This window comes from Longimicrobium sp., assembly GCF_036280135.1.
In the GTDB taxonomy this organism is placed as follows: Bacteria; Gemmatimonadota; Gemmatimonadetes; order Longimicrobiales; family Longimicrobiaceae; genus Longimicrobium.
This window is the reverse complement of record NZ_DASURI010000996.1, coordinates 1-12,046: the sequence shown is the minus strand read 5'-3', so window position 1 is coordinate 12,046 and position 12,046 is coordinate 1. Positions and strand designations below refer to the sequence as shown.

Here is a 12,046-nt window from a genome sequence, read left to right as displayed (position 1 = left end):
CCGTGGCCGCCGCGCAGACGGACGTCTCCGCCGGTCCCGCGCCGGCGCAGTCCCGCGCCGAGGCCGACACCACCGCGTCGCCCATGGCCGACGCCGCCGAGGCCATGGAGGCCGAGGCCGCCCAGGCGGCGGCCGACCGCGGCGCCGACCTGGTCACCCGCGGCGGGCAGTCGCCCAGGGACGTGACGGTCATCGTCGAGTCCCCGGGCGTGCCCGAGGCCGCGGCCACGCCGCCGGCCGCCGAGGCGCCCGCGCCGGCCCCCACGCCCGTCGTGGAGCGTCCCGCGCCGCCGGCCCCCGCCGCGCCGGAGCGTCCGGCCCGCGAGGAGCTGCGTCCCGCGGCGTCGGCCCGTCCCAACCCCACGGGCCCCACGCTCGTGCGGCCGGCCGGTCCGCAGTCCGCCCGTCCGGGCGGGCCCGATTCGGCGCGTCCGGGCGGCCCGCAGTCGGCGCGCCCCGGTGGCCAGGGTCCGCAGTCCGCCCGTCCGGGTGGGCCGCAGTCCGCGCGCCCCGGCGGCCCGCCGCAGCGTCCCGGCCAGCCCGCGCAGGGCGGGCCCCCGCGTCCGGCCCAGCAGGGCGGCCCCGGCGGCGACCGCCGTCCGTCCCCGCCGCCGTCGGTGCGGCCCGGCGGGCCCAGCGGCCCGCGCCCGGCCCGTCCCGAGGGGCAGGGTGCCCCGTCCGGCGACGGACGCGGCGCGCCCCCGCGCCCGGAGTTCGTCCCGCGCTCGGCGCGCAGCATGGCCCCGCCCATGCCGCCCGCGCGCACCCAGTCGTTCGGCGGGCGCCCCGGTGACGGCGGCGGCCCCGTGAACCAGGGCGGCGGCGGCGCGGCCGGTGGCAACGCCAACGCCAAGAAGAAGGACCGCAAGAAGAAGAAGGGGCGTGGCACCGTCGACCAGACGGCGGTGGACGACAACTTCCGCAAGACCATGGCGGCCATGGAGTCGGGCGGCGGGCGCAAGAAGCGCCGCGGCCAGCGCGACCAGGGGCCGTCGCAGTCCGAGCGCCGCGAGGAGGAGATCCAGCGCCGCCGCGCCGAAGAGGCGACAACGGTGCGGGTGAACGAGTTCCTCACGGTGGCGGAGCTGGCCGAGCTCATCGACGTGCCGGCCACCCAGCTCATCGGGTCCGCGTTCAAGAACCTGGGGCTGATGGTGACCATCAACCAGCGGCTGGACTTCGACCAGATCGAGCTGCTGCTGGACGAGTTCGGCTTCAAGGCCGTCCGCGAGGAGGAGTACGCGGCCGAGATGGAGGAGTCGGTCGAGGAGGACGCGCCCGAGGACCTGCAGGCGCGCCCGCCCGTCGTCACCGTCATGGGCCACGTGGACCACGGCAAGACGTCGCTGCTGGACTACATCCGCAAGACCAACGTCATCGCGGGCGAGGCCGGCGGCATCACGCAGCACATCGGCGCGTACCACGTGCAGCTGCCCGACGGGCGCGCCATCAGCTTCCTGGACACGCCCGGCCACGCGGCCTTCACGGCCATGCGCGCCCGCGGCGCCGAGGTCACCGACGTCGTCATCCTCGTGGTGGCGGCCGACGACTCGGTCATGCCCCAGACGGTGGAGGCCATCAGCCACGCCCGCAACGCCGGCGTGCCGCTGATCGTGGCGGTCAACAAGGTGGACCTGCCCGACGCCAACCCCATGAAGGTCAAGCAGGACCTCCTGCAGCACGGGGTGGTGCTGGAGGACTTCGGCGGCGACGTGATGAGCGCCGAGGTCTCCGCCAAGAAGGGCCAGGGGATGGACGAGCTGCTGGAGAAGGTGCTCCTGCTGTCGGACATCCAGGAGCTGCGCGCCAACCCCGACCGCGAGGCCGTGGGCACGGTGATCGAGGCGCAGCTGGACGTGGGCAAGGGTCCCGTGGCCACGGTGCTGGTGACGAACGGCACGCTGCGCGTGGGCGACCACGTGGTGTGCGGCATGTTCGCCGGCCGCATCCGCGCCATGCTGGACGAGCGCAACCGTCCCGTGCAGCAGGCCGGTCCCGCCATCCCCGTGCAGATCCTGGGTCTTCCCGGGGTTCCCGGGGCGGGCGACCAGCTCATCGCCATGGAGGCGGACCGCGCGGCCGAGATCGCGCAGACGCGCCAGCGGCTGGAGCGCGAAAAGCGCATGCGCATCAAGAGCCGCGGCGTAAAGCTCATGGACCTGTCGCGCATGCTGGCCAAGGGCGAGCAGGCGCAGCTCAACCTGGTCATCAAGGGCGACGTGGACGGCTCCGTGCAGGCGCTGTCGGACTCGCTGGAGCAGCTGTCCACGGCCGAGGTGCGGGTGCAGGTGGTGCACCGCGGCGTGGGCGCCATCAACGAGTCGGACGTGCTGCTGGCGTCTACCTCGGGCGCCATCGTGGTGGGCTTCCACGTGCGTCCCACGGGCGAGGCCCGCAACGTGGCCGAGCGCGAGGACGTGGACATCCGCCTGTACAACATCATCTACGAGGCGGTGGCCGAGGTTCGCGCGGCCATGGAAGGCCTGCTCTCGCCCGAGGAGCGCGAGATCATGCTGGGCACGGCCGAGGTGCGGCAGCTGTTCAAGGTGCCGCGCGTGGGCACGGTGGCCGGCTGCATGGTCACCAGCGGCGTGCTGGACCGTCGCGGCAAGATCCGCGTGGTGCGCGACGCCGTGCAGGTGTACGAGGGCGAGCTGGGGAGCCTCAAGCGCTTCAAGGACGACGCCCGCGAGGTCCGCGAGGGCTTCGAGTGCGGCCTGAACATCAACAACTTCAACGACATCAAGGTTGGCGACATCCTTGAGTGCTACCGCGTTGAAGAGGTGGCCCGCACCCTGGCCGGCATCGCGGCCGAGCAGGAGCGGGAGCGCGCCAACGCCCCGGCCTGACGGCCCACGGGTGACGGTGGGCCTGGTGGTCTGGGAGCTCCACATCCCCGGGTGCGCTTCGCTCAAGGAGAAGCGCTCCGTGGTCAAGGGGCTCAAGGACCGCCTGCACGCCCGGTTCAACGTCTCCGCGGCGGAGACGGCGCACCAGGACCTGCTGCAGCGGGCGGAGATCGCGGTGTGCGTGGTGAGCGAGGACCGGCGCCACGCGCAATCCGTGCTCTCGTCGGCCGACCGGATGGTGGCCGAGGAGGGACGGGCGCGGATCATCGATTCGTACACGACGTTCTACTGAGCCGGGTGGGTTCTGCCCGGCTCGGAATCGCGGGGGACAGGGGACAGGTTACAGGTTACAGCCAGCAACGGCCCTGCTTGTTGCCGGTTGAAGCCACACCTCGTCTCCCGTCCCCCGCGGTTTTGCTTTTTCGGCGGATGACAGGATCTCCGGCGGACGGCCCGTTCCGTCACGGAGCCGCGGTTGCAGGCTGTTCCCTGTAACCTGTCCCCTGTAACCCGCGGTTGTTCTTTCGGCGGAGAGACACGCGTTCCCGCGACGGGCCATCCGCCCGCCGCGCGGAACCGCAGTTGCAGTCGGAACCCTGTTCCCTGTAACCTGTCCCCCGCGGTTCAGTCTTTTCGCAGCGCAGACGGCGAGGCCACACGACATGCCCAAGTTTCGACGCACCGACCGCATCAACGAGCAGCTCAAGCAGGAGATCTCCCTGATCGTCCGCGACGAGGTGCGCGACCCGCGGGTGGGGCTGGCCACCATCACCGCCGTGCAGACCTCGCCCGAGCTGGACCACGCCAAGGTGTACATCACCTCGCTGGGCGACGAGCAGGAGCGCGCGGAGATCCTCACGGGGCTGCGCAGCGCGGCGCCGTTCATCCGCAAGCAGCTCAGCGGCCGCCTGCACATGCGCCGCATCCCCGAGCTGCACTTCGAGGCGGATCGCGTGCTCTCCGAGGCCCTGCGCATCGAGCAGCTCCTTCGCGAGGCGCTGCCCGAGGGCCACGAGGCCGCCGACGCGGACCTGGAGGACGGCGGCGACGGCACCCAGGGCGAGGCGAAGGAGTGATCCGCTCGATCCCCGTGGATACGATTTCCTTCCGGCGCGTGGACCTCGTTCCGCGCGCCGCGCTTCGGCGTGCCGTCCGTTCCGGTGGATGTCGGACGGAGCGGACCGGAGGCGGACGATGACGGACGCCGCATCCGCCCCGGGCGGCATCCTGCCCGTGGACAAGCCCGTGGGACCCACGTCGCACGACGCGGTGGCGGCGGTGCGCCGCGGGCTGCGGACGCGCGCCGTGGGGCACACGGGCACGCTGGACCCGTTCGCGTCCGGCCTCCTCCTCGTCTGCGTGGGCCCGGCGACGCGGCTGGCGGAGTACTTCGCGCCGCTGCCCAAGACCTACGTGGGGACGATGCGGCTCGGTGAGTCGACCAACACGGACGACCACACGGGCGAGGTCATCGCATCCTCCGACGGGTGGCGCTCGCTTTCCGCGGATGCGATCGGGGCGGCGCTGGCGGAGCAGGTGGGCGAGATCCAGCAGGTGCCGCCGGCCTACTCGGCCAAGAAGGTGGACGGACAGCGGATGTACGACGTGGCGCGGCGGGGCGGGGAGGTGGACCTGCCGCCCGTCCCCGTGACGATCTACGCGATTCGTGTCCTTTCGATCGACCTGCCGGACGTCGTCTTCGAAGTCGAGTGCGGCAACGGGACGTACATCCGCGCCATCGCCCGCGACGTGGGGGCGATGCTGGGGGTGGGCGGGCACCTGCGCGAGCTGCGGCGGACGCGAATCGGCCCGCACGACGTCGACCGCGCCGTGCCCATGGACCGGCTGGCGGAGGCGGAGCGCGTGGCGGAGGCGATGATCGCGCCGGCGGACGCGCTCGCGCACCTGCCGCGCGTCGTGGCGGACGCGCGCGGCGAGGTGGACATCCGGCACGGGCGCGCGCTGCCCGCGCCGCAGGAGCTGCACGTCACCGGCCCCGTGGCCATCGTCTCCGGCGGCGGCGACCTGCTGGCCGTGGGCGAGTCGGCGGACGGGATGGTGCGGCCACGCAAGGTCTTCGCGGGGGCGGCATGATGGTGCGATCGGACGACGTGGCGCCGTACGCCATCGACCCGTCTCTGCCCACGGCGCTTCCCCGCGACGGGCGGCCCGCCATCGTGACGGTGGGCACCTTCGACGGCGTGCACCGCGGCCACTGGGAGGTGCTGCAGGAGATCTGCCGCCGCGCCACGGAGACGGGTGGCCGCAGCATCCTCGTCACCTTCCATCCGCATCCCCTGCGTGTCGTTCGCCCCGAGCACGCACCGCCCCTGCTTACGACGCTGTCGGAAAAGCGCGAGGTGCTGGCGGAGTCGGGGCTGGAGTACGTCGTCTTTCTCCCCTTCACGCGGACGCTGCAGCGCTACCCCGCGCGGCGCTTCGTGGAGGAGATCCTGGTGGGCCGCATCGGGATGAAGGAGCTCGTGATCGGCTACGACCACGGGTTCGGACGCGACCGCGAGGGCGGCGTGGAGACGCTGCGGCAGATCGGCCGGGAGCTTGGATTCGCCGTGGACGTGGTGGATGCGTTCCACGCGGAGAGCGAGCCCGTGTCGTCCAGCCGCATCCGCCGGCTGCTGGAGGCGGGCGACGCCGCGGCCGCCGCGCGGCTGCTGGGGCGCCCGTACGCGCTGGAGGGCATCGTCGTGCGCGGCGAGCAGAAGGGGCGCGAGCTGGGCTTTCCCACGGCCAACGTGGAGGTGGGGAACCCGGAAAAGGCGCTGCCGAAGGAAGGCGTCTACGCCGCGTACGGCTGGGTGGGCGGCCAGCGCGTCCCCGGGCTGCTGCACCTGGGTCCGCGGCCGACGTTCCCCGGCTTTGCACCGACCATCGAGCTGCACCTGCTGGACTGGAGCGGCGACCTGTATGGCCATCACCTGCGCGTGGAGGTGGTGGACCGCATCCGTGACATCCGCCCGTTCGCGTCCGTGAAGGCGCTGATCGAGGCCATCCGCGGCGACGAGCGCGACGGCCGGCGCATGCTGGGGCTGACGGGCGGATGAGCTGGTCGCTGGTGCTGACCGTCGGCGCGGCGCTGCTGGCGGGGTTCCTGGGATGGGGCGCGCTGCTGCTGCGGCGCTCCCTCGGCAGCTCCATGCAGCGCCTGGCGCTCGTGGAGCTCGCGTCCATCCTGGCGCTGGCGGAGGAGTGCCGGCGCACGGTGCGCGACCGGCTCAAGATCGAACTGGACCCGCGCGATCCGGATGCGGCGGCTCGGGCGCTGGACGAGCTGGTGCTGTCCGGGCGCCTGCGCTCGATCTTCAAGGCAGACGGCTACGACATGCGATACGCGGAGCCTGTCGGCGCCTTCCTGAGCGAGCTGATCCGCCGCCACGCCCGTGCGGAGTGGGCCGACGACGAGCTCGGCCCCATGCTGGTGATCCATCGCCCGGGCGAGGTGGTGGAGACGCATCCCTTCCTCAAGGCCGTGCGCCATCACACCCACGGCACCCCCGGCCAGCTGCACGCGTACGTGATGGAGTTGGTAACACCGTCCACCGAACGCTGAACGGCTAGCCATCTCTATATTCCATGGAGAATCTCAGAATGCTCCGTCAGTATTTCCTACAGAAACTGGATTCGCGACTCAACTCGACGTCATTTTTCGAGGCTGAAGACTTCACAGTTAAGAACGAGGTAGGATCCAGTACTAACGTTTTGAGCAAACTGACGATCCAATACCGCTTTGATAAGCGCTTCTCGTTCGTCGCGAACGTGTTCTCGACAAAGCGGGGTTCTGACGATTATGGAAGCGTTATGCCGGCCAATAGTATCCAGTGCTCGTTTAGCCCAGGTCCGATGACCAATCAGGACGCTGCGTCGGTTACAGGAGAGGACGGGCTACTATCGCTGGTCGGGGAGTGGATGACGCTCTGTCAGCAGGAATTGGCTGCAACACCAATTGCACGACAGGTTGCTGCCCAGCGTGAGCAGATCGAACAACTGATTGAGGAAGCTGCGGAAGTCCCCAATACGTATTTCACGAAGGAAGAAGCCGCTGAAGTCTTTCTCAAGCTCAATGAGTTGGAAGAGCAGTTGAAGTCAGTGATCACCGCTCGGGATCTGGACCGCGCGGCGATGCAGAAGGAAACCGACGCGCTTCATAGAGAGTTCGAAGCGCTGCGGACGCAAGTCAATGCACTTACAAAGCGAAACTGGCTTGGCGCAGCCTTGGTGCGCATGACAAAGTGGGCTGCGGAGCCGGAGAACGCGAAGATTCTTAAAGGCGGAGCGGACATCGTTAAAGGATGGCTCCCACCGCCTAGTCCCTAAACAGGGTGGGTTGCCAAGTACGCAAACTTTCGCTAGCTTGTATGGCTTGTTGTTGATCCGCTCGGAACCAGTGTTCGATTGGATCGGCTGACTTCCCGACCAGCACAGACTCTTCAGGAGGCTCCGATCATGGCGCTCACGGCTGAAAACCGCGACGACATCATCAAGAAGTACCAGATCCACGAGAACGATCGTGGGTCCACCAAGGTCCAGATCGCGCTGCTCACGTCGCGCATCAACGACCTCACGGGGCACTTTCGCGCCCACAAGAAGGACCACCACTCGCGCCGCGGCCTGCTGAAGATGGTGGGTCAGCGCCGGCGCCTGCTGGACTACCTGCGCCGCAACGATCTGGAGGGCTACCGCGCCCTCATCGCCGACCTGGGGCTGCGCCACTGAGACCGGCACGGGCGGCGGGCACGGGGCGAGGGAGCGAGCGGATGGAGACCTGTCCGGCCGCGGCCCTTTCGTCCCCGCGCGCACCGCGGAGCACGACGAGATAGAGATGGAACGCGCCGGCCGCACGGGCATGGACCGTGCGGCCGGCGCGCGTTTTTGCACAGCGGCGACGAAGTGAACATCAAAGCGACCGGGCCTCGCCTGCGGGGGAGCGTAGTCCGGAGTGCGGCTTCCCCCGAGCAACGCTAAAGGACAAGCAAATGGCAAAGCTGGAGAGACAGTTCGCGGGGCGCCCGCTCATCCTGGAGTCGGGCAAGATGGCCCGCCAGGCCGACGGCTCGGTCACCGTGCAGTTCGGCGAGACGATGGTGCTGTGCACCGCGACCGCGCAGGACAACCCGACCCACCTTCCGTTCTTCCCGCTCACCGTAGAGTACCGCGAGCGTACCTACGCGGCGGGCAAGATCCCCGGCGGCTTCATCAAGCGCGAGGGACGCCCCTCGGACAAGGAGATCCTGTCCGCGCGCCTGATCGACCGCCCGCTGCGCCCGCTGTTCCCCGACGGCTTCGCCAACGAGACGCAGATCTTTGTCTACGTGATCTCGGCGGACCAGGAGAACGACGCGGACGTGATCGCGCTGACGGGCGCGTCGCTGGCCCTCAACATGAGCCGCATCCCGTTCGCCGGCCCCGTGGCCGCCGTGCGCATCGGCCGCATCCAGGGCCAGTGGGTGCTCAACCCCACCTTCCAGCAGCTGGAGTACTCGGACCTCGACGTCATCGTCGCGGGCTCCGAGGACGCCATCATGATGGTGGAGGGCGGCGCCCTGGAGGTGCCCGAGGAAGACATCGCCGAGGGCCTGGCGGTGGCGCACGTGGGGATCAAGGAGCTCATCGCCCTCCAGCAGGAGCTGCTGGGGCAGATGGAGCTGCCCGAGACCATGGCGTGGACCCCCAAGGAGGTCGCCGCCGACATCCGCGGCCGCGTGGAGTCGCTGGCGGGCACCCGCGTTCGCGAGGCGCTCACGGTGGCCGGCAAGCACGAGCGCGCCGCCGCCCTCGACGCCGCCAAGACGGAGATCACCGCGGCGCTGGCCGAGGAGTTCCCCGAGAGCGGCCGCGACGTCTCGTCCGTGCTCAAGGACCTGGAAAAGCGCGAGATGCGCGAGATGATCCTCAGCACGGGCAAGCGCTCCGACGGGCGCGGCACCGACGAGGTCCGTCCCATCAGCATCGACGTGGGCGTGCTGCCGCGCGCGCACGGCTCGGCCCTGTTCACCCGCGGGCAGACGCAGGCGCTGGGCGTGACCACGCTGGGCACGCAGGGCGACGAGCAGGCGTTCGACACGGTGGACTACGCGGTGCAGCAGAAGAAGAGCTTCATGCTGCACTACAACTTCCCGCCGTTCAGCACGGGCGAGGTCAAGCCCGTGCGCGGCACCAGCCGCCGCGAGATTGGCCACGGCGCGCTGGCCGAGCGGGCGCTGGAAGCCATGCTGCCGCCGTTCGACGAGTTCCCGTACACCATCCGCGTCGTGAGCGACGTGCTGGAGAGCAACGGCTCGTCGTCCATGGCGACGGTGTGCGCGGGCTCGCTGTCGCTGATGGACGCGGGCGTGCCCATGCGGGCGGCCGTGGCGGGCGTGGCGATGGGCCTCATCAAGGAAGGTGACCGCGTCGCCGTGCTCACGGACATCCTGGGCAGCGAGGACGCGCTGGGCGACATGGACTTCAAGGTCGCCGGCACCCGCGAGGGCGTCACCAGCATCCAGATGGACATCAAGATCGAGGGCCTGACCGTCGAGCTGATGACCGAGGCGCTGCAGAAGGCCAACCGCGCCCGGATGCACATCCTGGGCAAGATGGAAGAGGCGCTGCCGAACCCGCGCACGGAGCTGTCGCAGTACGCGCCGCGCATCATCACCATCAAGGTCGACCCGGCCAAGATCGGCGAGATCATCGGGCCCAAGGGCAAGACGATCCGCGGCATCCAGGAGGCCACCGGCGCCACGATCAACATCGACGACGACGGCACGGTCACCATCGCGTCGGTGAGCGGCGAGGGCGGCGAGCGTGCCCGCCGGATCATCGCGGGGATGACGGAAGAGCCCGAGGTGGGCCGCATCTACGAGGGCCAGGTCAAGAGCACCACGACGTTCGGCGCGTTCGTGGAGATCCTGCCGGGCACCGAGGGGCTGCTGCACATCAGCGAGCTGCAGGCCGGCCGCGTGGAGAAGACCGAGGACGTGGTCAAGAAGGGCGACATCGTCCAGGTCAAGCTGCTCTCCATCGACGAGAAGGGCCGCCTGCGCCTGAGCCGCAAGGCCGCCATCGCCGAGATGGAGGGTGGTCAGGCCGGTGGCGACGCGCCCGCGCAGGGCGACGCCAACAGCTGACCGGACTCGGCTGATCTCGTCGTAACAAAGCCCCCGCCCGGGTCACCGGGCGGGGGCTTCGTGCGTCGCCTGGGATCCCCCTCCTCCTGGCCAGTGGAACTGCATTCTCACACGGGGCCTTCGGCCAACGGAGTCAACGGTGGGTCCTTCGATCGGTTACCGTTAACCCCGTTGGCCGAAGGCCCCGTGTGCAATCAGCCCGTGAAGCCATTCCCCGCGTCCCTGCCGGCGGCGTCGCGTGATGCGAAACCGAACGGCGCGCGCGGCCGTACGCCGGACGCATGAAGACGCGCGCCTCCCTCCGTTCCGCCACGTTCGTGATCGCCGCAGCCGCGGCGGGCGTCGGCTCACCGCTGGCAGCGCAGGAGGACACGCAAGTGCGGGCGTTCGAAGCGGAGGTGGACTCGCTGCGCGTCGCGCACGGCATCCCGGGCCTGTCGATCGCCATCGTGCGCGACGGACGGGTGGTGCTGGCGCGCGGGTTCGGGTTCGCGGACGTGGAGGCGCGCGTGCGCGCCACGGAGCACACGCCGTATCCCATCGCCTCCGTCACCAAGCCCGTCTCCGCCGTCGTGGCCATGCGGCTCGTGGAGCGCGGCGTGCTGGACCTGGACCGGCCGATGTCCACGTACGCCAACTGGGCGGAGTTCTGTACGGAGGCGCGCGACGAGGGGCCGCCCATCTTCTTCCGCGACTACGACTGCTCGCCGAACGTCACGCTGCGCCACGTGCTCTCCATGCGGATGAACGGCACGGCGGGCGAGCGCTTCTACTACAACCCGATCTCCTATTCGTGGGCGTCGCGGCCCATGATGCAGGTGACGGGGCGCGCGTTCAGCGACCTCACGGCCGAGGAGGTGTTCGCGCCGGCGGGGATGACGGAGTCCGCGCGCACGCACCGCAACCTGCCCCTGCGGGCGGACCTGGCGGCGGCCATCGCGCCCCCGTACCACGTGGACTCCGCGGGCGCGTTCGTCCGCTCGCCGCCCCTGGAAGCACAGGGGGACGGCGCGGCGGGCGGCGTGATCTCCACCGTAGCGGATCTGGCGAAGTTCGACATCGCGCTGGACGAGGGGCGGCTGATCTCGGATGCATCAAAGACAGAGATGTGGCGGCCGGGACGGTCGTCGGCGGGGGCCGTGCTGCCGTACGGGATCGGCTGGTACGTGGAGGAGGTGGATGGACGACGCGCCGTGTGGCACACGGGCTGGTGGGAGCAGGCGTACTCCGCGCTGTACCTCAAGCTGCCGGACGAGCGGCTTACGCTCATCCTGCTGGCGAACAGCGAAGGCCTGTGGTGGAACAAGCCGCTGGACGCGGCGCGGGTGGACGGCTCGCCGTTCGCGGCCTCGTTCCTGCGCCACTTTCCGCGTCGCTAGGGGGGAGCGATACCGGCCGGAGGGGCTCCGGCCGGTACCGGCAGCGGTCACGCGAGGACGCCGGCCAGGCGCAGCAGGTCTGCCAGTTCGAACTGGCCCTGCGTGGTGCCCAGCGTGGGCGTCCATCCCGCGATCGCGAGGATGGAGTCGTCGCTCCGGCGCACACACTCCGCCAGCACCTCGGCCACGATGGTGCTGCCCACCGGCCCCAGGTGCTCCCCGCCGGAGTGGTGGGAGGCCTCGGCCAGCAGGTAGAACCAGAGCGGCGTGCGCTCCAGGAACCCCGCGGGCGCCAGGATGGCGGCCTGCTGGGGCGGGACCGCCGCCGTGATCTCGTCGGGCGTGAGTGGCGCGATGCCCAGAACGTGCGAGACAGCCTGGCCCGTGGGCATGCGCAGCAGGTAGCCCCGCAGCAGGTTGCGGACGGCGAGCCGGCCGGCATCCCCCGGAAGCGGTTTGCCGTCGAGCTTCGGCAGCGTGAAGAGCGGCTCCACCAGCCGGGTGTCGATGCGCCGCGCGCGGTCCAACGCCGTGGCGGCGCCCACGAGGTGCTCCCACTCCACGATCCAGTTGTCCGGCAGCGTGTCGAAGTCGCCCAGCTCTCCGCTGAGGGCGGTGAAGGTGAAGAGCAAGCCAAGCGTAGCCGGGACGGTTCCGGGCTTGCCGCCCAGGTTGAAGTTCAGGTTGAAGT

10 protein-coding genes and 1 pseudogene are annotated in these 12,046 nt (G+C 70.2%); 10 read left to right on the top strand and 1 reads right to left on the bottom strand.

From position 1 onward, the window contains the following. From infB to VFZ20_RS31935, 10 genes are all read left to right on the top strand, one after another. On the top strand, positions 1 to 2,849 hold a 2,849-nt coding region (infB, locus tag VFZ20_RS31980; protein WP_329688042.1), incomplete at its 5' end, for a translation initiation factor IF-2. A gap of 10 nt (positions 2,850 to 2,859) precedes the next feature. Beyond that, entirely contained in the window at positions 2,860 to 3,141 is a 282-nt protein-coding gene (locus VFZ20_RS31975; protein ID WP_329688041.1) for a DUF503 domain-containing protein, read from the top strand. 370 nt (positions 3,142 to 3,511) lie between these two features. After that, positions 3,512 to 3,925 carry a 30S ribosome-binding factor RbfA gene (gene rbfA / locus VFZ20_RS31970; protein WP_329688040.1) on the top strand — a complete coding sequence of 138 codons (414 nt, stop codon included), beginning with the start codon at positions 3,512 to 3,514 and terminating at the stop codon, positions 3,923 to 3,925. Between the two features lie 118 nt (positions 3,926 to 4,043). Then, on the top strand, positions 4,044 to 4,943 hold the full coding sequence (gene truB / locus VFZ20_RS31965; RefSeq protein WP_329688039.1) for a tRNA pseudouridine(55) synthase TruB: 900 nt from the start codon (positions 4,044 to 4,046) through the stop codon (positions 4,941 to 4,943). Beyond that, positions 4,940 to 5,911 (top strand): bifunctional riboflavin kinase/FAD synthetase, encoded by a 972-nt coding sequence (locus VFZ20_RS31960; RefSeq protein ID WP_329688038.1) that lies wholly within the window; start codon positions 4,940 to 4,942, stop codon positions 5,909 to 5,911. Before truB ends, VFZ20_RS31960 begins: the two co-directional genes overlap by 4 nt. Next, positions 5,908 to 6,417, top strand: coding sequence for a hypothetical protein (locus tag VFZ20_RS31955; protein WP_329688037.1), 510 nt, complete (start codon positions 5,908 to 5,910; stop codon positions 6,415 to 6,417). The genes VFZ20_RS31960 and VFZ20_RS31955 overlap by 4 nt, the downstream gene beginning before the upstream one ends. 23 nt (positions 6,418 to 6,440) lie before the next feature. Next, positions 6,441 to 7,181 carry a hypothetical protein gene (locus VFZ20_RS31950; protein ID WP_329688036.1) on the top strand — a complete coding sequence of 247 codons (741 nt, stop codon included), beginning with the start codon at positions 6,441 to 6,443 and terminating at the stop codon, positions 7,179 to 7,181. A gap of 129 nt (positions 7,182 to 7,310) precedes the next feature. Beyond that, complete coding sequence (gene rpsO / locus VFZ20_RS31945; RefSeq protein WP_329688035.1) at positions 7,311 to 7,580, top strand: 30S ribosomal protein S15; 270 nt, start codon at positions 7,311 to 7,313, stop codon at positions 7,578 to 7,580. 260 nt (positions 7,581 to 7,840) lie between these two features. Continuing rightward, positions 7,841 to 9,976 carry a polyribonucleotide nucleotidyltransferase gene (locus VFZ20_RS31940; RefSeq protein WP_329688034.1) on the top strand — a complete coding sequence of 712 codons (2,136 nt, stop codon included), beginning with the start codon at positions 7,841 to 7,843 and terminating at the stop codon, positions 9,974 to 9,976. A gap of 377 nt (positions 9,977 to 10,353) precedes the next feature. Next, positions 10,354 to 11,355 carry a serine hydrolase domain-containing protein gene (locus VFZ20_RS31935; RefSeq protein ID WP_329688033.1) on the top strand — a complete coding sequence of 334 codons (1,002 nt, stop codon included), beginning with the start codon at positions 10,354 to 10,356 and terminating at the stop codon, positions 11,353 to 11,355. 47 nt (positions 11,356 to 11,402) lie between these two features. Here VFZ20_RS31935 and VFZ20_RS31930 read toward each other — a convergent pair. After that, positions 11,403 to 12,046: pseudogene (locus tag VFZ20_RS31930) on the bottom strand (hypothetical protein); the annotation flags it as partial.